This is a genomic window from Pseudomonas sichuanensis, from assembly GCF_024749065.1.
In the GTDB taxonomy this organism is placed as follows: domain Bacteria; phylum Pseudomonadota; class Gammaproteobacteria; order Pseudomonadales; family Pseudomonadaceae; genus Aquipseudomonas; species Aquipseudomonas sichuanensis.
Window position 1 is genome coordinate 5,656,800 of sequence record NZ_CP087185.1, and the last position, 20,511, is coordinate 5,677,310.

19 protein-coding genes are annotated in these 20,511 nt (G+C 59.1%); 10 read left to right on the top strand and 9 right to left on the bottom strand.

All coding sequences use genetic code 11. From position 1 onward, the window contains the following. Positions 1-41 precede the first annotated feature (41 nt). The 4 genes from LOY51_RS25390 to LOY51_RS25405 form a co-directional block, all read right to left on the bottom strand. Positions 42-983, bottom strand: coding sequence for a class I SAM-dependent methyltransferase (locus LOY51_RS25390; RefSeq protein WP_258643577.1), 942 nt, complete (start codon positions 981-983; stop codon positions 42-44). Further along, positions 970-1,542: an acyltransferase gene (locus tag LOY51_RS25395; protein WP_258643579.1), complete on the bottom strand. Its 573-nt coding sequence runs from the start codon at positions 1,540-1,542 to the stop codon at positions 970-972. The genes LOY51_RS25390 and LOY51_RS25395 overlap by 14 nt, the downstream gene beginning before the upstream one ends. A 67-nt stretch (positions 1,543-1,609) precedes the next feature. Further along, complete coding sequence (locus LOY51_RS25400) at positions 1,610-2,542, bottom strand: glycosyltransferase family 2 protein (protein WP_258643581.1); 933 nt, start codon at positions 2,540-2,542, stop codon at positions 1,610-1,612. Between the two features lie 247 nt (positions 2,543-2,789). Continuing rightward, a complete protein-coding gene (locus LOY51_RS25405; RefSeq protein ID WP_258643582.1) occupies positions 2,790-3,458 on the bottom strand; it encodes a hypothetical protein in 669 nt (222 codons plus the stop codon). A 647-nt stretch (positions 3,459-4,105) separates the two neighbouring features. Here LOY51_RS25405 and LOY51_RS25410 point away from each other — a divergent pair. Then, positions 4,106-6,031 (top strand): hypothetical protein, encoded by a 1,926-nt coding sequence (locus tag LOY51_RS25410; RefSeq protein WP_258643583.1) that lies wholly within the window; start codon positions 4,106-4,108, stop codon positions 6,029-6,031. A gap of 405 nt (positions 6,032-6,436) precedes the next feature. Here LOY51_RS25410 and LOY51_RS25415 read toward each other — a convergent pair whose 3' ends face one another. The 3 genes from LOY51_RS25415 to rpmE all read right to left on the bottom strand — a co-directional run bounded on the left by LOY51_RS25415 (position 6,437) and on the right by rpmE (position 8,923). Then, the gene (locus LOY51_RS25415; protein WP_110996568.1) at positions 6,437-7,705 is read right to left on the bottom strand and encodes a malic enzyme-like NAD(P)-binding protein; all 1,269 of its coding nucleotides are present in this window, start codon (positions 7,703-7,705) and stop codon (positions 6,437-6,439) included. A 179-nt stretch (positions 7,706-7,884) separates the two neighbouring features. After that, complete coding sequence (locus LOY51_RS25420; RefSeq protein WP_258643586.1) at positions 7,885-8,706, bottom strand: thermonuclease family protein; 822 nt, start codon at positions 8,704-8,706, stop codon at positions 7,885-7,887. 1 nt (position 8,707) lies between these two features. Further along, positions 8,708-8,923 carry a 50S ribosomal protein L31 gene (gene rpmE, locus LOY51_RS25425; RefSeq protein ID WP_125465915.1) on the bottom strand — a complete coding sequence of 72 codons (216 nt, stop codon included), beginning with the start codon at positions 8,921-8,923 and terminating at the stop codon, positions 8,708-8,710. 169 nt (positions 8,924-9,092) lie between these two features. Here rpmE and LOY51_RS25430 point away from each other — a divergent pair, with 169 nt between their 5' ends. The 3 genes from LOY51_RS25430 to LOY51_RS25440 all read left to right on the top strand — a co-directional run bounded on the left by LOY51_RS25430 (position 9,093) and on the right by LOY51_RS25440 (position 13,938). Then, positions 9,093-11,312 (top strand): primosomal protein N', encoded by a 2,220-nt coding sequence (locus LOY51_RS25430; RefSeq protein ID WP_125860886.1) that lies wholly within the window; start codon positions 9,093-9,095, stop codon positions 11,310-11,312. Between the two features lie 192 nt (positions 11,313-11,504). Continuing rightward, a complete protein-coding gene (gene argS / locus LOY51_RS25435) occupies positions 11,505-13,241 on the top strand; it encodes an arginine--tRNA ligase (RefSeq protein ID WP_258643589.1) in 1,737 nt (578 codons plus the stop codon). A gap of 1 nt (position 13,242) precedes the next feature. After that, the gene (locus tag LOY51_RS25440; protein WP_125465918.1) at positions 13,243-13,938 is read left to right on the top strand and encodes an SPOR domain-containing protein; all 696 of its coding nucleotides are present in this window, start codon (positions 13,243-13,245) and stop codon (positions 13,936-13,938) included. 39 nt (positions 13,939-13,977) lie between these two features. Here the strand turns inward: LOY51_RS25440 and LOY51_RS25445 are convergent, their stop codons facing one another. After that, positions 13,978-14,403 carry an NINE protein gene (locus LOY51_RS25445; protein ID WP_110996002.1) on the bottom strand — a complete coding sequence of 142 codons (426 nt, stop codon included), beginning with the start codon at positions 14,401-14,403 and terminating at the stop codon, positions 13,978-13,980. Between the two features lie 158 nt (positions 14,404-14,561). Between LOY51_RS25445 and LOY51_RS25450 the strand changes: the two genes are divergently transcribed. Next, on the top strand, positions 14,562-15,203 hold the full coding sequence (locus tag LOY51_RS25450) for a C40 family peptidase (protein WP_125465920.1): 642 nt from the start codon (positions 14,562-14,564) through the stop codon (positions 15,201-15,203). A 244-nt stretch (positions 15,204-15,447) separates the two neighbouring features. On the opposite strand, the gene LOY51_RS25455 is transcribed toward LOY51_RS25450, so the two are convergent. Beyond that, complete coding sequence (locus LOY51_RS25455; protein WP_125860890.1) at positions 15,448-16,440, bottom strand: type IV pilus twitching motility protein PilT; 993 nt, start codon at positions 16,438-16,440, stop codon at positions 15,448-15,450. Between the two features lie 65 nt (positions 16,441-16,505). Here LOY51_RS25455 and LOY51_RS25460 point away from each other — a divergent pair, with 65 nt between their 5' ends. From LOY51_RS25460 to metW, 5 genes are all read left to right on the top strand, one after another. Continuing rightward, a complete protein-coding gene (locus LOY51_RS25460) occupies positions 16,506-17,192 on the top strand; it encodes a YggS family pyridoxal phosphate-dependent enzyme (RefSeq protein WP_125860892.1) in 687 nt (228 codons plus the stop codon). 39 nt (positions 17,193-17,231) lie between these two features. Further along, entirely contained in the window at positions 17,232-18,050 is an 819-nt protein-coding gene (gene proC, locus LOY51_RS25465; protein WP_258643592.1) for a pyrroline-5-carboxylate reductase, read from the top strand. A 13-nt stretch (positions 18,051-18,063) separates the two neighbouring features. Next, on the top strand, positions 18,064-18,654 hold the full coding sequence (locus LOY51_RS25470; RefSeq protein ID WP_110996007.1) for a YggT family protein: 591 nt from the start codon (positions 18,064-18,066) through the stop codon (positions 18,652-18,654). An 88-nt stretch (positions 18,655-18,742) separates the two neighbouring features. After that, positions 18,743-19,882, top strand: a complete 1,140-nt coding sequence (gene metX, locus LOY51_RS25475; protein WP_258643595.1) for a homoserine O-succinyltransferase MetX — start codon at positions 18,743-18,745, stop codon at positions 19,880-19,882. 7 nt (positions 19,883-19,889) lie between these two features. Continuing rightward, positions 19,890-20,510, top strand: a complete 621-nt coding sequence (gene metW, locus LOY51_RS25480) for a methionine biosynthesis protein MetW (RefSeq protein ID WP_125465924.1) — start codon at positions 19,890-19,892, stop codon at positions 20,508-20,510. Position 20,511 lies beyond the last annotated feature (1 nt).

Consider the following 20,511-nt stretch of genomic DNA (forward strand, 5'->3'; position numbering starts at 1 on the left):
GTAAATGGTACCGCTCAAATAAATCAGCCTGCCGGACATCATTAATCTCGGCGTATGAAAACCTCCCAGCCCCCAACCAACCCATACGCCTCCTTAAATACAAATCCTGGCAATTTCAGAGCATGGGCTATTAATGTACGTAAGAAATGCTGTTCGAATGTCGTTTCAACTATTGAGGGGGTTGAGCGGGATATGCTGAACGCTCCCTCTAGCGGCAAAGTGCTGATAACATTGTTCCAAAACCTCGCACCCAAATCATGAACGTGCGCTGGATAAGTGAAATCGAATTTAATATTTATGAACTTAGCGATCTTTGAAATAGGTGTGACGTACGGTGTTCTTGCGTAAAATATGCCACCCTCGGTGAGTGACGCCAGAAGCTTTGCGAGAATCTCACTCGGTTCCGGAATGTGCTCAAGCACCGCACTGGCGACAACAAGATGTACTGTTTTTTCACTGATTTCCGTCAAGTCACCCGGACGGAAAAATTGTATGCGATTGTCCGAAGTTTCAATTGTGCTTTTATTGTAGTCAATAAGAGCAATTTTGACTTTTGCAGCTCCAAGTTTTACGAACTCGTGAGCAATTTTTGCTGAAATAGCTCCGTCACCACCACCGTAATCTAGAATCGAGATTTCTCGGCCCGCCAGGTCGCCTAAGACTGGCTTCGCATGTCGCACGATGTGGCAAGCCATACGATCAGGTGCATCTAATGTAATCCTATCCTCTTCATCATCAAATGAATCATAGTATTGAGAATAGTATTTACTTAGCGTTTCTGGCTTGGGCATTCTCGAAGCGGATGAGGCATGACATTTTTTGCAGTGCAGGAGCACTACTTCTGGACTTTCCTGAAGGCTCGCCACTGGCGTTCTTTGTGTCGATTTGCAAAAAGAACAATAAGCGCTAGGCGCCAATAAATCATGTTCAGACAAATGAGCTGATTGATGGAACAAAGTAGCCTTCAGATTATTTTCTTTCATGTTTCTTCCCTAAAGTATAAATTCTCTCAAGCTCAAGGAGATCTTTCTTGCGTCCTTTTAACCGTTTAGCCGGAACTCCAAAGTATACGGACCACGCATCGGTGGACTTGGTAACCAAGCTCATGGCACCAACGGAAGTCCCTTCTTCCAGAGTGACGCCAGGGAAAATAACAGATGATACACCGACAATAGAATGTCGTTTGATATGTACCGGTAACTTAGACTCATCCTTGAACTGGTCCGGAACTGTTGGGTTTGTCAGGGTTCGACCAGAATAATCGTCAGATTGGGTGAACACATGACAGCCGTATGCCAAGCCACAAAAATCTTCGAGTGTGACACCAACTTCACCGCCCCCGACATTGCAAAATACTGCGATATGCACGTTCTGGCCTATAGTAACCTTTCCAGAAATCACGCAAAAATCATCAATGCGAGAGTCATCGCCAACTTCCATAAGCTCTGGATTATAGATTGATGCCTTATCGCTTATCTTGACATTGGCCCCCAAGAACTTGAAACCCAGCGCGGCCAATGATTCCTCGCTTAAAAACGCCAAATTTTATCTCCTTGATTAGATTGCATACTCAGTCAAGTATTTTGCTGGCGACTTGACTGGCTGCTTTTCACTCATTAAAAGTTACCCGCCTGACAATGTACAGTGGACGCTTCTTGCTTTCATCGAAAGCCTTTCCAAGATAGACTCCCAGCATACCTAGAATAGCGATTATTATCCCACCAATGAAGTACAGCGAAACAAACAAGCTATTCCAACCAGGTATGGTTGAACCATAAATCAACGCATGACTAAGAATGTAGGTACCATAGCAAAATGAAAAGAAAGCCATCAAAAAGCCAAATCGAGTAGCCAGCCGTAGTGGTTTATCAGAGTGAGCAATTATAGTTTCGGAGGCCAACTTCCATAGCTTCCCAAAAGTGTATGTAGATTTACCCTCGAAACGTTCAGCATGCTCAACATCTATGCTGGCTGTAGGAAAGCCGATCCATTGCACCAAGCCACCGAAGAAACGCAACTGCTCACCCATACGACGGAAGTTCTCAACCACCTTGCGTGACATAATACGGAAGTTACCCGTTTCGCCGTCATATTTAGTGTCGGTCAAATAACTGAAAGTCTTATAAAAAAGCCAAGATAACGCCCGTTTGATTGGAGGGTCACGGCGAGAGCCGCGGCGCGCCAAGACTATGTCGTAACCCTCCTGTGCCTTGGCATACAGGCGTGGAATTTCTTCAGGACGATCCTGCAAGTCACAGTCCATCACGACGACCCACTCGCCTCGACAAATATCTAGCCCGGCTGTGATGCCGTAGTGCTGCCCGAAATTTCGGCTGAATTGCATCCCCCGCACCCGCGGATCTGCTGAGGCTAGTCGCTCTATCACATCCCACGAAGTGTCACCGCCGCAGTCTTCGACAAGTACAATCTCAAAACTTTCTGATACAGCCCCAAGTGCGGCCTTTAAGCGCAGGTAAAGTTCATCAAGGCAGTTTTCGGCCTTATATACCGGAACTACGACGGAAATCAGCGGGGATGTCATGCGTTTACCTTCCATATTTTATACATAGCGATAGCGTGGGCACATCGCTAGCTTTGCTTGAGGAGCGGCCGCGCCAGTACAATGCCAGATAATGAACATCAGTTCGTGCAAACCCAAAATCAAATCGAAGCAGACTGGCCATTTGATTCGACTTGGCTGACAGTTAATTGCTTACTCATAAGAACCTCCTTCCTCGTAACGCATAACATGCGTGCAACAATCTCCCTGTCGTGGTACGTGCAGAGCTTTAACGTAAACTGCAGGTTACCCCCATCCTCTCGGCGGTTTGCCATGATTCCGTTGGCGTGTAACTTTCCAGAAAATCAGCCCCTAGGCTCGGCAAGGCATTGAGCGAGATGCAATGTGGACCCGAATTCAAGTTCCATGCCATTAACATATTTCCGGCGCATTGTGCCTTCAGGGCTACTCGGGCTATTAGCCCAAATAAGTACAAGTTACCTTCCTTAGCCTGATGCATCTGGGGGGCGAACTTCCTTTCTTCGCGCTTGGTCAACCTGCGGGCATGAAAAATAGAAGCACCGACGATGGCGCCTTGACTTAGCGACCTAGTTTTATTCGCTTGCACCTCGTTGAGGATGGCGAGAATCGTAGCTGAGCACTTATGCTTATCCAACAAATTCCGGAAAGTCATGATCGTGCTGTCTTCGGAGACCAGAGCACCAACAGTCAGGCATGCAAACTGGTGTATGGCAGGGTCGCTTAGGGGCGACCAGTTCTGTAATGCATAAACGTGCAGTAGGGTTTCCAAAGGCCAGGATTTCCCAACGTCGTCTGCCTCAGGTTCGATTAGCCCCAGCAGGCCAGTGCTGCGCAGAGTCTGGTCCCTCGCTGCAAGGAAGCGTCTGCGGCGCCCATGCTTGCGTTTACCGGCGTACTTGAAATCGGAAAAGCTCATCTGTCTCATCGGCGGCTCGGATCGGGTGGTCAGGCGTATTTCAGCACATTTGAAAACTAGTTCGGGGGTCCCCTTGAGCACAAAATGATCGAAAAATGCGCTTCATAGACTGCTTCTGTCGATTCTAGCGTTTGCACGATTACTTTCACCAGTCTGACGCTGGGAGCCAAGTATATTAAGGCCGCAAGGTTCCTCTGTCATCTTACAGAGGAACCTCCTCGCGAGAACTCCTTCAATACCGAGGATGGCGCACTTGGCGATGCGCAATCGCAAAACCTCACCGGCCCCGAGGGCCAAATGACTGAATTTCTGCACCACTAGAGGGGCCTTCGAGTTTCCTGGCGCTGGAGAATTACTTCTGCATGCCGCCCAGTGAGTAGAAACCGCACAGAGGTTGACAGGGTTTGCCCCGCCGAACCTGCTGATGTCGCGCCGATATTTTCCATCTAGCTAGGGTGAGGTGTGCCTGTCATAGGAAATGTGCTTCAGCGATGCGCTCACGATGGTAAAAGAGCATGAAATAGACGTAAAATTTTGCCGGATTCTGATCGGCTGCCATTTTGAAAATGCCGATGACGAAGCAGCCAATAAATTTTGGGTTTCTTCAGACCGTAGATAAGTTCCTGCAACCTCCGAGTATCGAGACAATGAAGTCACAGCAACTCAACACCAAGCAACATTTGCCAGGCAGCAAGCTGATTGACTCATTAGCATTTTCAAACAGCAGGAATGACCTGATTTTTGCTTGCATGCTACTTACCGCAGTGGGTGTTTTTATCGGAGGCAATGCTCTTCTACTGATAGATATAGACGTACTTTCATACTCCTGGAGAATCGCCACAGCTAGCCTAGGAGCCATTTTCGTCTTTTATGCAATTTCGCGCATTCTGTCAAACTTGACCTGGGGAATAGTTTTAACCTACGGTTTTTTGGCAGCATCTGTTTATAGCGGTGCCCAGTCTTTAAAAATTATCTTTTATGGCCTTATCATTGCCGCTTTTATCTATACGATAAAGCACCTTCGCGTTGATCGCAGCCACTTGCCATCATTAATTCTGGCAGCTGCAATAGGGGTGTCAACCATACTTGGGGTTCATGGCAGCTATTCATCTTTTGACATTGTTCCTAGACTGCATGCGGGCATGGTGCACCAAGACACTTTATTTCATGCCAGCATCGCAGCGATGCTTAAAAACTATAACCTGATATCGACAGGCTTAAATGGCTTGATAGAAACACCCTATCATGCTTTTTCACATATTCTTATGGCAGCAATCAGCATATTATCTGGCTGTAGCGTACTAGAAGTTTACGGCGTAGCGCCCCTTGTACTCTTTTCACCGATACTGATATTTTCCATAACAGCTTTGAGTGCAATGTTTGATCAGGATCAGCGGTTGCCACTACCCATAGCATGGGGGGTAACTGCGCTACTACTATCTATATTGCCATGGCTGTTCTCAGCCTGGGCACTATGGGGCTCATTTTTCATATCCGAATCTTATCTCATATCACTTGGCATATTTGTACTTGGGCTAGCCTTGTTGTTTAAACGAAAGCTAGAACCTTCTGATTTACTCTTGATATTCATTCTAGCTGCCTGCATAAGCTCAGCAAAGGCATCCGTTGGAATTATTTATGGAGGGCTTTGGATTACCCGAGCATTATTTGTTAGCAGAGGGTATTACGTGAGTGCTGCTGCAATTTTAGCCTTAGCCGGCTCCGCCTGGATGGCACTAAGCGCTGTAAGCGAGTCCTCTGGCTCCATTTATATATCGCCTCTACATTTTATATCTTACTCTTACATGGGCGACTACCCTCTAAACTTTATCAGGGAACTATCTGATAACGGTAATTTTCACAAGAACTTGATCCTGGGGACGCTTCTGTCTATCGGGAGCTTCTGGTTGTTCCATTTTGGTGCTTCATGGTTCATCGCCGCACGCTCAATTCAAACTTCGGGCATCCGGTCTTTGTTGCGCTCACCGATTTCAGCCTACTCCATTGCCGCCATAGCTGCCGGAAGTATAATTGTTATCCTCTACCATATCCCCGGAGGGTCCGCGTACTACTTTTCTAACGTTGCTCTTTTTGTCTCGCTACCCTCATTAGTTGGCTTTATAGCGCTAAAACTACAGCAACGACTTAAAATTTCAAGCCTTCAAGTTATTCTTGTTTTCTGCATAATAGCCAGCAGCTTAATAAACATCCACACATACATAGATGTCAGCTGGCTTGGCAGAGCAAAAGTTTACCACGAAAAAAATAGCGAACTTATCAACAAGCTAGATGCCATTCGCAAAACATCTCCGACAAATGAAGTGCAGCGAGCAACGATTGAGTTAATGAAAGACAGCCCTGTATCTAGTTGCAGCGCACAGCCTTTCGTTTTCTCTGCGATCTCAGAGAGACCCTGGGTCGACTTGCTACAGACAAATAACACTGACTGCGTTTATGAATACTACGGCTTCGAGCAATATTTCATATCAAATAATGGGCACGCTACATTAAAACCCCCACGACTAATTGATGGTATGTGGATAATGCGAAAGACCGAGGGCGATGCGAAATAGCCATCTATTTCTGGCCATTTTTGCCTTCGCCGATTTTAAATTGGCGACCTCATAGCCACACTTACACTTCACTGCCTATAAATGGGTGGCGAGAAACTGTGCTCTGCGCTGAATCGCCACCAACTTTGCCGCCTTCCTTTGTGTACGTTGCACACCAACTGTTGGCAGCGACTGCCGCAAACACAGGTCAGTCCATGTTCGGGCAGCTCAACTGTGACTTCTATGCACAGCAAATCAGCGGGCAGCTCTTGTCGTCGAATCGCATCATGATCGGCGGGCTCCCGAAAAAATCGTGAGCACAGCATCCAGATTAGATAAGCGCTTAATGTGGGGTTAATTGAGCACTTACAAACAAAAAGCCCCGGCTCTCACGAGCCGGGGCTTTTTCATGACGCTACGGCTGAATCAGCCGTTGAACACGTCATCCACGCTTTTCAGCGGGTAGTGCTTCGGATACGGCAGGGTCGCCACGCCGGACTCGATGGCGGCCTTGGCCACGGCATCGGAAACGACGGTGATCAGGCGTGCATCCAGTGGTTTCGGGATGATGTACTCACGACCGAACTCCAGTGCCTGTACGCCGTAGGCGTCGCAGACTTCCTTGGGCACCGGCAGCTTGGCCAGGTCCTTCAGGGCGACGGCGGCAGCGATCTTCATTTCTTCGTTGATGCGCTTGGCGCGAACGTCCAGGGCACCGCGGAAGATGAACGGGAAGCCCAGTACGTTGTTGACCTGGTTCGGGTAGTCGGAACGACCGGTGGCCATGATCACGTCGCTGCGGGTGGCGTGAGCCAGCTCCGGGGAGATCTCTGGATCGGGGTTCGAGCAGGCGAACACGATCGGGTTGGCAGCCATCGACTTCAGGCCTTCTGCGCTCAGCAGGTTCGGGCCGGACAGGCCAACGAACACGTCGGCACCGTCCAGGGCGTCAGCCAGGGTGCGCTTGTCGGTGGCGTGGGCGAACTGCGCCTTGTACTGGTTCAGATCGTCACGGCCGGCGTGGATCACACCGCTGCGGTCGATCATGAAGATGTTCTCGACCTTGGCGCCCATGCTCACCAGCAGTTTCATGCAGGAGATGGCGGCAGCGCCGGCGCCCAGGCAGACGATCTTGGCGTCTTCGAGCTTTTTACCGGCGATTTCCAGGGCGTTGATCATGCCGGCCGCGGTAACGATCGCGGTGCCGTGCTGGTCATCGTGGAACACCGGGATGTCGCATTGTTCGATCAGGGTGCGCTCGATCTCGAAGCACTCAGGTGCCTTGATGTCTTCGAGGTTGATGCCACCGAAGGTGATGGAGATGCGGCGTACGGTGTCGATGAAGGCCTGTGGGCTTTCCGATTCGACTTCGATGTCGAACACGTCGATACCGGCGAAACGCTTGAATAGAACACCCTTGCCTTCCATGACCGGCTTCGAGGCCAGCGGGCCCAGGTCACCCAGACCGAGGATCGCGGTACCGTCGGAAATCACCGCAACCAGGTTGCCCTTGCCGGTGTATTTGTAGGCCAGCTCTGGATCACGACCAATCTCGCGCACCGGTTCGGCGACGCCTGGGCTGTAGGCCAGGGCGAGGTCACGGGCAGTGGCGGTAGGCTTGGAGAGCTCGACGCTCAGTTTCCCCGGACGGGGCTGGGCGTGGTATTCGAGAGCGGCGGTTTTCAGGTCTGACATGATGGGCATTCCGCTATTTACTGTTCTGACGGACCGCCGAGGATACGCAAAGTGCCGGAGGGCGACAAGACTGCCCGGTCACTAGTGTCAAGGCCTTTGGCCTACGACTTTACGCTATAACCCACGGGGCTTGCGAAAGCCTAGTGTGTACAATCCAATAGCAAAATGTCTACAACTATTTAGCCAGAAGCAGGCTGCAACATACTCGGATCGGTCAATGGCACCACCCAGCGTCGCTGCCCGGGCTTGAGCGCTCCCTTGCGGGAACGGTCCAGCACCCAGCCCCGCACCTCGACCTGGCGTCCCTTGAGGTTAGCGAAGAAGCTGGCGGGGAAGTTGCGCTGCAGACGAGCGGGAATCCGCACCACCAGGTTATTGTCCAACTCCAGCCAGACACCGCCGCGATTGCGCTCAATGCCATTGATTTTGCCGCTGATCAGTGCAAAACCAGATTGCCGTACATCCCGCGCACGCAGCACCGGCGAGTGCCGCCAGAGCCCTAGTCGCGCCTTGCGCGCGACCTGTTCAGCTTGCTGCTGACACCCGGCAAGGCGTGTGTTGGGCGCAAATGCGATGCGGTAGGCCAAGCCTTCGCTGAGCAGTTGTGCTTCCAGATTGTGGCCAGTACGGCTGTAGATATGCGCCAGGGTGCGCCCGTACTTGTCTTTGCTTTCAACCCCAGGCACCAGCCCGACCCGGCCATCGCTGGCCTTGATCAACGCCTGCAGGCGGCGCTTGGCCGCTTCGGCATAGGGCTCGCTGGGCCGCCCTTTACCTGCGACTTCCGGAGCATTGATGCCAATCAGGCGAACACTGCGGCCATCAACCAGGCGAACGGTATCGCCATCGACCACGTAGCGCACCGCAACCTGCTGCGGCCGGTCAGGCAACGGGCAGAAGGCCAGGGCCGGGAAATGCCAAATCGCGCCCACAAAAAAGGCGCCCACAAGGGACGCCTTCTTCTGCAACAGTGCGAACCCCGAAGGCTTCGCCATGCGCATCTTACTTCTTGGCACCGAACATGCCGAAGCGATCGGCGAACTTCTGTACGCGACCACCGGTGTCCAGGACTTTCTGCTTGCCAGTGTAGAACGGGTGGCACTGGGAGCACACGTCGATCGCCAGCGGCTTGGCCAGGGTCGAACGAGTTTCGAATTTGTTGCCGCAGCTGCAGGTGACTGCAACTACTTCGTAGTTCGGATGAATATCTGCTTTCATGGTCACTTCCTCGAGCTGCGTGCCGCCACCCAACACCTATTGTTGAATACCGCACGTAATTAGGCGGCGAATAATACCAGAGCGCGACGCCAGCGCAAGTTGTCGCTTGCACCGACCGTCGTCTGCTAGGCTCGCCTGATTTGTGAAACGCCCTCCAGAGACCTTCCGCGTGTCCGACGTCATCCTGCGCCTTGCCCTGCCCTCGCCCCTGCGTCGCCTGTTCGACTACCGGGCCACCGCAAGCATGGCGCGCCAGGCCCTGACCCCCGGCATGCGCTTTCGCGTGCCGTTCGGCCGCCGGGAAATGATCGGCGTGCTGGTGGAGGTGGCCGACAAAAGTGAAGTGCCGGCGGACAAGCTCAAGCCCGCCAGTGCCTTGCTCGACCCGGTCTCGCCACTGCCGCCGGCGCTGTTCAAGCTGTGCCTGTGGACAGCGCAGTACTACCAGCACAGCCTGGGCGACACCCTGAACTGGGCGCTACCCACCCTGTTGCGCCAGGGCGAGCCGGCCGAAGTGCGGCAGGAGCGCTTCTGGCATGTCGCCGCCGGGGCGCGCCTGGAAGACCCGCGCATTGCCCGTGCGCCGCGCCAGCGCGAGGCCCTGAAGACGCTTTCGCAGCACCCACACGGTGTTGCCCACAGCCTGCTGAGCAAGCTCGGCCTGAACAAGGACAGCCTCGACCTGCTGCTGGCCAAGGACCTGGTCGAGGTGGAGACCCGCCGCCACCTGCCAGCCGCCCGTCACGAGCACTGGCTGGCCCAGCCGGAGCTGCCGCTCAACGAAGAACAGCGCGCCGCCTTCGAGGCCGTGCGCTCAGGCTTCGGCGCCTTCCACGCGTTCCTGCTGGCGGGCGTCACCGGCAGCGGCAAGACCGAGGTCTACCTGCAACTGATCCGCGAAACCCTGGAGGCCGGCAAACAGGCGTTGATCCTGATCCCCGAGATCAACCTCGGCCCGCAGACCTTGCAGCGCTTCGAGCAACGCTTCAATGCACGCATCGCCCTGCTGCACTCGGCAGTAGGCGACCGCGAGCGCCTGGACGCCTGGCTGGCGGCGCGCGACGGCGAGGCGGACATCATCATCGGCACCCGTTCGGCGCTGTTCACGCCAATGAAGAACCCGGGGCTGATCATCATCGACGAGGAGCACGACGGCTCCTATAAACAGCAGGAAGGCCTGCGCTACCACGCCCGCGACCTGGCGGTGGTGCGCGCGCATCAGGAGAACATCCCGATCCTGCTGGGCTCGGCCACCCCGTCGCTGGAGAGCCTGCACAACGCCCACAGCGGCCGCTACGGCCTGCTGCGCATGAACCAGCGCGCCGGCGGTGCCCGCGCACCGCGCTTCCTGCGCCTGGACGTGCGCAGCCTGCCACTGGACAGCGGCATCAGCGGCCCACTGCAGCAAGCGATCCGCCAGACCCTGGAGGCCGGCCAACAGGTGCTGGTGTTCCTCAACCGCCGCGGCTTCGCCCCAACCCTGCTGTGCCACGACTGCGGCTGGCTTTCGGAATGCCCGCGCTGCGACGCGCGCATGACCGTGCACCAGCGCTCTGCCGTGCTGCGCTGCCACCACTGCGGTTACGACGAGCGCCTGCCGCTGCAGTGCCCGCAATGCGCCCACGTCGACCTGCGCCCCGTAGGTGCCGGCACCGAACGTGCCGAAGAACGCCTGAAGGTGCTGTTCCCCGACTACCCGATCCTGCGCGTGGACCGCGACAGCACCTCGCGCAAGGACGCCATGCACAACCTGTTCACCACCATCCAGCGCGGCCAGCCGAGCATCCTGGTCGGCACCCAGATGCTGGCCAAGGGGCACCACTTCCCGCGGGTGACCCTGGTGGCGATCCTCGATGCCGACGGCGGGCTGTTCTCTGGCGATTTCCGCGCCAGCGAGCGCATGGCCCAGCTGATCGTGCAGGTGGCGGGCCGCGCCGGGCGCGCCGAAGAACCGGGCAAGGTCATCGTGCAGACCCACCTGGCCGACCATCCGTTGCTGGTGCAACTGACCGAACAGGGCTACTTCGCCTTTGCCGAACAGGCCCTGAGCGAACGCCGCGCCGCCGGCCTGCCGCCGTTCGCCCACCTGGCCCTGCTGCGCGCCGATGCGCACAAGCCCGGCCAGGCCGAAGGTTTCCTCGACGAGGCCTGCGCCGCCGCCGAGCGCGTGCTGGCCGAACAGGGCCTGCATGGCATCGAGCTGCTGGGCCCGGTGCCGGCGCCCATGGAGCGACGGGCGGGGCGATTCCGTGCGCAACTGTTGCTCCAGGCCAATGCCCGGGCTCAGTTGCATCGACTGATCAGCGCCTGGTTGCTAGTGTTGGAGCAGATGCCGTCCGGGCGGCAAGTGCGCTGGTCGCTGGATGTCGACCCGGTCGACCTTTATTGAGCGACAAGCTGCAAGCCTCAAGCTGCAAGAAACAGCTGCCTTGCGCTGGGGCCTCTACTTGCAGCTTGCCGCTTGAAACTTGCAGCTCGCCGCTGAAAGGTTGGCAACCCGCCCCCGGCAACGGATAATGCCCAGTTTTTCCACCTGCGCATCGAAGCGCCCCACCGCGCTTGCGGTCGAAAAGAGATCCCCATGAAAGACACCATTCGCCAGCTGATCCAGCAAGCCCTCACCCAACTCGTCACCGACGGTGTGCTGCCTGAAGGGCTGACGCCGGCGATCCAGGTGGAAAACGCCCGTGACAAGACCCACGGCGACTTCGCCAGCAACATCGCCATGATGCTGGCCAAGCCGGCCGGCATGAAGCCGCGCGACCTGGCTGAGAAAATCATTGCAGCCCTGCCGGCCAGCGCCGACATCAGCAAGGCCGAGATTGCCGGCCCCGGCTTCCTGAACTTCTTCCAGAACACCGACGCCCTGGCCAGCCGCCTCGACGCCGCCCTGGCCGACGACCGCCTGGGCGTGCGCAAGGCCGGCGCGCTCCAGAAAGTCGTAATCGACATGTCGGCGCCGAACCTGGCCAAGGAGATGCACGTCGGCCACCTGCGCTCGACCATCATCGGCGACAGCGTCGCCCGCGTGCTGGAGTTCCTCGGCGACAACGTCATCCGCCAGAACCACGTCGGCGACTGGGGCACCCAGTTCGGCATGCTGATGGCCTACCTGCAGGAAAACCCGATCACCAGCGACGAGCTGTCGGACCTGGAGAACTTCTACCGCGCGGCGAAGAAGCGCTTCGACGAGTCCGAAGAGTTCGCCACCCGCGCCCGTGGCCTGGTGGTCAAGCTGCAGGCCGGCGACCCCGAGTGCCTGGCGCTGTGGACGCGCTTCAAGGACATCTCGCTGTCCCACTGCCAGAAGACCTACGAACTGCTCAACGTCAAGCTGACCATGGCCGACGTGATGGGCGAGAGCGCCTACAACGACGACCTGGCGAACGTGGTCGCCGACCTCAAGGCCAAGGGCCTGCTGGTGGAGAACCAGGGCGCCCAGTGCGTGTTCCTCGACGAATTCAAGAACGCCGAGGGCGACCCGCTGCCAGTGATCGTGCAGAAGGCCGACGGCGGCTACCTGTACGCCACCACCGACCTGGCAGCCGTGCGCTACCGCAGCAACAAGCTTCAGGCTGATCGCGCCCTGTACTTCGTCGACCAGCGCCAGGCCCTGCACTTCAACCAGGTGTTCGAAGTGGCCCGCCGCGCCGGCTTCGTCGGCCACCCGATGCAGATGGAGCACATGGGCTTCGGCACCATGAACGGCGCCGACGGCCGCCCGTTCAAGACCCGCGATGGCGGCACCGTCAAGCTGATCGACCTGCTCAACGAGGCCAAGGAACGCGCCTATGCGCTGGTCAAGGAAAAGAACCCGGGCCTGGCCGAGGACGAGCTGCGCAAGATCGGTGAAGTGGTGGGCATCGGTGCGGTGAAATACGCCGACCTGTCCAAGCACCGCACCAGCGACTACAGCTTCAACTTCGAGCTGATGCTCAACTTCGAGGGCAACACCGCGCCCTACCTGCTGTACGCCTACACCCGTGTGGCCGGCGTGTTCCGCAAGCTCGGCAAGGGCTTCGACGAGGTGGACGGCAAGATCGTGCTGCAGGCTGCCCACGAGCAGGACCTGGCCGCGCGCCTGGCGCAGTTCGGCGAAATTCTCAACAACGTCGCCGACAAAGGCACCCCGCACGTCCTGTGCAGCTACCTGTACGACCTCGCCGGCCTGTTCTCCAGCTTCTACGAGAACTGCCCGATCCTCAGCGCCGAGACCCCGGAGCAGCAGCAGAGCCGTCTGCGCCTGGCAGCCCTGACCGGCCGCACCCTCAAACAGGGCCTGGAGCTGCTCGGCCTGGAAACCCTGGAGCGTATGTAACTTGGCTGCAGCAAAGAAAAAGCCCGCGCCCAAGCGCGGCGCCAGCCGCCACCAGCCCGCCGCCAAGCAGCCGATCCCGGGCTGGGTGTGGCTGGCGGTCGGCCTGACCGTCGGCGCCTTCATCGTCTTCCTGATGAAGCTCGAACCGGGTGGCGGCGACATCAAGCGCACCAAACCCGAACAGCAGAAGCCGGAGAAGGTCGCCGAGGCGAGCAAGGCCACCACTCCTACGCCGCAGCAACCGGTGAAACCGAAGTACGACTTCTACACCCTGCTGCCGGAGTCGGAAGTGATCGTGCCGCCGGAAGCGGTGCCCGAGAAGACTCCGCCGGTACCGGCCGTGCCAACCACGCCGGTCACCCCGGCGGAAGCGGCCAAGATCGACACCGCCCGCGCCCAGGCCGCACTGCTGGGGCAAACGCCACCGCCGGCACCACCGGTGATCAAGCCGGCACCGACCACCCAGTTCTTCCTGCAGGCCGGCTCGTTCCGCAAGCAGGCGGATGCCGACAAGGTTCGCGCGCAGATCATCCTGCTGGGCCAGGCGGTGAAAGTGGAGTCGGGGACGGTGAAAGAAGAAACCTGGTACCGCGTGATGGTCGGGCCGTTCAGCAACCGCGAACAGCTCACCGTGGCGCAGAAGCAACTGGCCGGGGCAGGCTTCAGCAACCTGCTGTTGCAGCAACGCCGCCAGTAACGAATAAGGCCTTGCCGCGCTGCGCGACAAGGCCTTTTTTCATACCCGGCGACGCTCGGCGTTGACCTGGGAAACCTGGCTGTTGAGTGTCCAGAAGTCGTACAGCACCCCCAGCAGGAACAGGCCGCCGGTAAACAGGTAGATCAGCGCACTGATCCACTTGCCCTGATACAGACGGTGCACACCGAACACCCCGAGGAAGGTCAGGAAGATCCACGCCAGGTTGTAGTCCACGCCGCCGGACTCGAACCGCAGATCCGCCTCGCGGTCCATCGACGGGATCAGGAACAGGTCGATCAGCCAGCCAATTCCCAAAAGCCCCAGGGTGAAGAACCAGATGGTCCCGGTAATCGGCTTGCCGTAGTAGAAACGGTGCGCGCCGGTGAAGCCGAAAATCCACAACAGGTAGCCGAGGACCTTGCTGTGGGTGTCGTGCGCGGGCGCGCCCTGTTGATAACCATTCATTCGAAGCCCTCGTGGGTTAGCCGAAAATTTTCTAACGGAAAATGTGACTTTTCCGTGTTGACCCGACATATGGTACGTGGCCAATCGACCAACGGATCAGAATTTGATCAAAAAGCTGTTATAAAGTTGCGCGCCAACACCCTATAAGAGCATCAACTATGCCGCCTTTCATCAAGACATGGCTGACCCTCTGCCTTTTATTACCCCTGGCCGCCCACGCCACCAATCGTGAGCAACGTCTTCCAAGCGGTTTCACCGGTTACACGAGCAATGCCGACAGCTCGGTGAAACGCGCCCCTGTTCAGTACCGCAAGGCCACCCTCAGCGCCGCCCGCCCGAACAACGCCACCCAGCGCCAGGCGCTGCAGGCCGTGGCCATGTCGCCCAAGCAGAGCAGCGAAGTGCTCAGCCGCGCCGTGAACGTGCTCGGCACGCCGTACCGCTGGGGCGGCAGCAGCCCGAAGAAGGGTTTCGACTGCAGCGGCCTGGTCAAGTACGCCTTCAACGACGTGGCTGACGTCGACCTGCCGCGCACCTCCAACGCCATGGCCCAGGGCCAGGGTGTGAAGGTGGCCAAGAGTGACCTCAAGCCGGGCGACCTGATTTTCTTCAACATCAAGAGCCGCCGGGTCAATCACGTGGCCATCTACCTGGGTAACGACCGCTTCATCCACGCGCCGCGCACCGGCAAACGGGTGAGCATCGACAGCCTGGAGAAGCCTTACTGGCAGAAGCATTACGTCGTGGCCAAGCGCGTTTTGCCCAAGGACCAGCAGGCGCTGGCCCTGGCCAAGCGCTAAGCCGACAATCGCGCGGCAAGCCGCCGCTCCCACGACCAACAGCAAACCTGGCGTGGGAGTGACTGTCTTGCTCGCCATTCAAACAGTTGCACTCTGCCTGTGGGAGCGGGTTCACCCGCGAACACGGGCATAGCCCGTGCCAGGCACCAAGGTGCCATCTTCGCGGGTAAACCCGCTCCCACAGGTACTGTGCAATCCTGGGGAATGCACTACCCCCGCGATTTCGCTCGAACAGGCAACAGCGCTAGTCGACCAGCCCTTTGTGCTTGAGCGCCTGCAACGCCCCCTCCATCGTGCGCATCCCCAAGGCCGCCCCCGCCTGCATCAACGACTGCACCTGCGCCATACGCCCCTCGCGAATCAAGTTGCGCACCGCTGGTGTAGCCACCAACACCTCCCTTGCAGCCACCCTGCCGCCCCCCTTCCGCCTTAGCAGCACCTGAGCCACCACCAGGCGCAGCGACTCGGCAAGCATCATGCGCACCAGCGGCTTCTCCTCGGCCGCGAACACCTCCACCAGCCGGTCGATGCTGTTCACCGCCGAGCGGGTGTGCACCGTTGCCAGCACCAGATGCCCGGTTTCCGCTGCGCGCAACGCCAGGCGGATACTCTCCAGATCGCGCAGTTCGCCGACCATGATCACATCCGGGTCCTGACGCAAGGCACTGCGCAGCCCCTGGGCGAAGTCGCGGCTGTGCACACCGATCTCCCGCTGATTGACCAGGCAACCCTGGCCGCTGTGGATAAATTCGATGGGGTCTTCAAGGGTGATGACCTGCAGCGCGCGTTCACGATTGAGCTGATCAAGCAGCGCCGCCAGGGTGCTGGACTTGCCGCTACCCGTCGGCCCACCCACCAGCACCAGGCCATCCCAGCATTGCGCAACGGCTTGATACACATCGTTCAGGTCAAGTTCGTCGAGGCTGGGGACCCGCGCCGGAATCAGCCGCACGCTTGCGCCCAAGCCATTGCGCTGACGGAACAGGTTCAAGCGCAGGCGCCCCACGCCGGGCAGGCTCAGCGCCAGGTCCAGTTCATCACCGCACAGCCATTGCCGCCGCTGCCCTTCATCGAGCAGGCCGGCCATTCCCTGTTCCAGCGCCGTGCACGTCAGCACCGGCAGCGCCATGCGTTGCAACGCGCCATCCAGGCGCAACAGCGGTGGCTCGCCCGCGGCTAGGTGCAGGTCACTGGCGCCCGCAGCCACAGCCCGGGCCAGCAGGTCGGTCACATCCATGAGACTCCCCAACGGCCATCAAGCAGGTAGAATGCCGCAGACCTCACAGCCGCCGGCGACGATCCATGTCCACCCTAGCAGACAACATTTCCGCCATTGCCAGCCGTATCGACAGCGCGGCCAGGGCCGCCGGACGCGACCCGGCCAGCGTCCAGTTGCTGGCGGTCAGCAAGACCAAGCCCGCCAGCGCCGTGCGCGAGGCCTTTGCGGCCGGGCTGCGCGATGTGGGCGAAAACTACCTTCAGGAAGCCCTGACAAAACAACAGGCGCTTTCCGACCTGCCCTTGATCTGGCACTTCATCGGCCCCATTCAGTCGAACAAGACCAAAGCCATCGCCGAGCACTTCGACTGGGTACATTCCGTGGACCGCCTGAAGATCGCCCAACGCCTGTCCGAGCAACGCCCGGGCCATCTGCCGCCGCTGAACATCTGCCTGCAGGTGAACGTCAGCGGTGAAGACAGCAAGTCCGGCTGCGCGCCCGCCGACCTGCCGGCGCTGGCCCAGGCCGTCAGCGCCCTCCCCGGCCTGCGCCTGCGCGGGCTGATGGCGATCCCGGAGCCGACCGAAGACCGTGCCCAACAAGAGGCCGCCTTCGCCACCCTGCGCCAGTTGCAAGCGCAGCTCGGCCTGGGCCTGGACACCCTGTCGATGGGCATGAGCCATGACCTTGAAGCCGCGATCGCCCAAGGTGCGACCTGGGTCCGTATCGGCACCGCCCTGTTCGGTGCGCGCGACTACGGCCAGCCCTGAATCCATGCTTAAACTCACTCTTTCCCTCAAGGACCTGACATGAGCAAGACTCGTATTGCCTTTATCGGCGCCGGCAACATGGCCGCCAGCCTGATCGGCGGCCTGCGCGCCCAGGGCCTGGACGCCTCGCAGATCCGCGCCAGTGACCCGGGTGCCGACACCCGCGCGCGCATCCAGGCCGAGCACGGCATCGAAGCATTCGCCGACAACGCCCAGGCCATCGACGGTGTGGATGTGATCGTCCTGGCGGTCAAGCCGCAGGTGATGAAAGCCGTCTGCGAAACCCTTAAGCCGAACCTCAAGCCTGGCCAGTTGATCGTCTCCATCGCCGCCGGCATCACCTGTGCCAGCCTGCAGGCCTGGCTGGGCGCGATCCCGGTGGTGCGCTGCATGCCCAACACCCCGGCACTGCTGCGCCAGGGCGTCAGTGGCCTGTACGCCACCGAGCAAGTGTCGGCCGAACAGCGCGAGCAGGCTGAACAGTTGCTGTCCGCCGTCGGCACCGCACTGTGGCTGGACCAGGAACAGCAACTGGATGCCGTCACTGCTGTTTCCGGCAGCGGCCCGGCGTACTTCTTCCTGCTGATCGAAGCCATGACCGCCGCTGGCGAAAAGCTCGGCCTACCGCGTGAAACCGCTTCGCAACTGACCCTGCAAACCGCCCTGGGCGCCGCACGCATGGCCGTGGCCAGCGACGTCGATGCCGCCGAGCTGCGCCGCCGGGTCACCTCGCCCGCCGGCACCACGGAAGCGGCGATCAAGTCGTTCCAGGCCAATGGCTTCGAGGCCATCGTCGAGCAGGCACTGGAAGCCGCGGCCAAGCGCTCCGCGGAACTGGCCGAACAACTGGGCAAATAAGGAGCCTTTTTCAATGAATGCACTGTCCGGCGCCGCGATCTTCGTGGTGCAAACCCTGGTCAGCCTGTACCTGGCGATCGTCCTGCTGCGCTTCGTGCTGCAACTGGTCAAGGCCGACTTCTACAACCCGCTCAGCCAGTTCGCCGTGCGCGCCACCCAGCCGCTGCTCAAGCCGCTGCGCCGGGTAATCCCGAGCATTGCCGGCCTGGATACCTCGTCGCTGCTGCTGTCGGTGCTGATCCAGGCGCTGTTGATGGCATTCGTGCTGATGGTCACCTACGGTACCTTCGGCGATGTCCTGCACCTGCTGATGTGGGCGATCATCGGCATCACTTCGCTGTTCCTGAAGATTTTCTGGGTGGCGATGATCGTCATGGTGATCGTCTCGTGGGTCGCGCCCAACAGCCACAACCCTGCTGCCGAGCTGGCCTACCAGATCAGCGAGCCGGTGCTGGCGCCGTTCCGTCGCCTGGTGCCGAACCTGGGCGGCATGGACATCTCGCCGATCTTCGCCTTCATCGCCATCCAGGTGATCCAGTCGTTCCTCATGCCCCAGCTGGCGGCCTACGCCGGCATGCCACAAGAGCTGTGGCGGATGATCTGACCCACGATGTCTCCAGCGGCAAGCCATTGCTTGCCGCTGGGGGTAGCGCTCTTTAGACTTACGCCTCCGTCAAGCGTGAGCAGGGTCGATGTCCACTGTCTTTCCCGAAGATTCCGTCGGTCTGGTAACACCGCAGATCGCCCGGTTCGATGAACCGTTGGCCCTGGCCTGTGGCCGCTCCCTGGCCTCGTACGAACTCATCTACGAAACCTATGGCGAGCTCAACAGCAACGCCAGCAACGCCGTGCTCATCTGCCACGCGTTGTCCGGCCACCACCATGCCGCCGGCTACCACGCCGCCACCGACCGCAAGCCGGGCTGGTGGGACAGCTGCATCGGCCCCGGCAAGCCGATCGACACCAACCGCTTCTTCGTGGTCAGCCTGAACAACCTCGGCGGCTGCAACGGCAGCACCGGCCCCAGCAGCCTCAACCCAGCCACCGGCAAGCCCTACGGCGCCGATTTCCCGGTGCTGACGGTGGAAGACTGGGTGCACAGCCAGGCGCGCCTGGCCGATCGCCTCGGCATCCACACCTGGGCCGCCATCGTCGGCGGCAGCCTCGGCGGCATGCAGGCGCTGCAGTGGACCATCACCTACCCGGACCGGGTACGCCATTGCGTGGACATCGCTTCGGCACCCAAGCTGTCGGCGCAGAACATCGCCTTCAACGAAGTGGCGCGCCAGGCCATCCTCACCGACCCCGAATTCCACGGCGGTTCGTTCCAGGACCAGGGCGTGATCCCCAAGCGCGGCCTGATGCTGGCGCGGATGGTCGGCCATATCACCTACCTGTCCGACGACTCGATGGGCGAAAAATTCGGCCGCGAGCTCAAGAGCGACAAGCTCAACTACGACTTCCACAGCGTCGAATTCCAGGTCGAGAGCTACCTGCGCTACCAGGGCGAGGAGTTCTCCGGGCGTTTCGACGCCAACACCTACCTGCTGATGACCAAGGCGCTGGACTACTACGACCCGGCGGCGGCCCACGACGGCGACCTGGCGGCGACCCTGGCGCATGTCACGGCTGACTTCTGCATCATGTCGTTCACCACCGACTGGCGCTTCTCCCCGGCCCGTTCGCGAGAGATCGTCGATGCCCTGATGGCCGCACGCAAGAACGTCTGCTACCTGGATATCGACTCGCCCTACGGCCACGACGCCTTCCTGATCCCCACGCCTCGCTACATGCAGGGTTTCGCCAACTACATGAACCGCATCGCCCTGTGAGGACCCCATGAGAGCCGACCTGGAAATCATCCAAGACTGGATCCCCGCCGGCAGCCGGGTACTCGACCTGGGCTGCGGCAACGGCGAGCTGCTGGCCTCGCTGCGCGAGCGCAAGAACGTCACCGGCTACGGCCTGGAGATCGACGCCGACAACATCGCCGAATGCGTGGCCAAGGGCGTCAACGTGATCGAGCAGGACCTGGACAAGGGCCTGGGCAACTTCGCCAGCAACAGCTTCGACGTGGTGGTCATGACCCAGGCCCTGCAGGCCGTGGAGTACCCCGACCGGATTCTCGATGAAATGCTGCGGGTGGGCCGCCAGTGCATCATCACCTTCCCCAACTTCGGCCACTGGCGCTGCCGCTGGTACCTGGCGACCAAAGGCCGCATGCCGGTGTCGGACTTCATGCCGTACACCTGGTACAACACGCCGAACATTCACTTCTGCACGTTCGAAGACTTCGAGAACCTGTGCCGCGAACGCCACGCCAAGGTACTCGACCGCCTGGCGGTCGACCACTTGCACCGTAATGGGTTGGGCGGCCGGCTTTGGCCTAATCTTCTAGGTGAAATCGGTATTTATCGCGTCAGCAGCCCGGGCCTGCAGGAGCACCAGCTCGCAGTCTGAC

Bases quoted from the DNA above. Each gene is read 5' to 3' on its own strand.
- LOY51_RS25470 (WP_110996007.1), top strand. From the start codon at position 18,064: ATGAATGCACTGTCCGGCGCCGCGATCTTCGTGGTGCAAACCCTGGTC.
- metX (WP_258643595.1), top strand. From the start codon at position 18,743: ATGTCCACTGTCTTTCCCGAAGATTCCGTCGGTCTGGTAACACCGCAG.
- LOY51_RS25455 (WP_125860890.1), bottom strand. From the start codon at position 16,440: ATGGATGTGACCGACCTGCTGGCCCGGGCTGTGGCTGCGGGCGCCAGT.
- LOY51_RS25445 (WP_110996002.1), bottom strand. From the start codon at position 14,403: ATGAATGGTTATCAACAGGGCGCGCCCGCGCACGACACCCACAGCAAG.
- LOY51_RS25405 (WP_258643582.1), bottom strand. From the start codon at position 3,458: ATGAGCTTTTCCGATTTCAAGTACGCCGGTAAACGCAAGCATGGGCGC.
- metW (WP_125465924.1), top strand. From the start codon at position 19,890: ATGAGAGCCGACCTGGAAATCATCCAAGACTGGATCCCCGCCGGCAGC.
- LOY51_RS25400 (WP_258643581.1), bottom strand. From the start codon at position 2,542: ATGACATCCCCGCTGATTTCCGTCGTAGTTCCGGTATATAAGGCCGAA.
- LOY51_RS25390 (WP_258643577.1), bottom strand. From the start codon at position 983: ATGAAAGAAAATAATCTGAAGGCTACTTTGTTCCATCAATCAGCTCAT.
- LOY51_RS25410 (WP_258643583.1), top strand. From the start codon at position 4,106: ATGAAGTCACAGCAACTCAACACCAAGCAACATTTGCCAGGCAGCAAG.
- argS (WP_258643589.1), top strand. From the start codon at position 11,505: ATGAAAGACACCATTCGCCAGCTGATCCAGCAAGCCCTCACCCAACTC.
- LOY51_RS25450 (WP_125465920.1), top strand. From the start codon at position 14,562: ATGCCGCCTTTCATCAAGACATGGCTGACCCTCTGCCTTTTATTACCC.
- LOY51_RS25415 (WP_110996568.1), bottom strand. From the start codon at position 7,705: ATGTCAGACCTGAAAACCGCCGCTCTCGAATACCACGCCCAGCCCCGT.
- proC (WP_258643592.1), top strand. From the start codon at position 17,232: ATGAGCAAGACTCGTATTGCCTTTATCGGCGCCGGCAACATGGCCGCC.
- rpmE (WP_125465915.1), bottom strand. From the start codon at position 8,923: ATGAAAGCAGATATTCATCCGAACTACGAAGTAGTTGCAGTCACCTGC.
- LOY51_RS25420 (WP_258643586.1), bottom strand. From the start codon at position 8,706: ATGCGCATGGCGAAGCCTTCGGGGTTCGCACTGTTGCAGAAGAAGGCG.
- LOY51_RS25460 (WP_125860892.1), top strand. From the start codon at position 16,506: ATGTCCACCCTAGCAGACAACATTTCCGCCATTGCCAGCCGTATCGAC.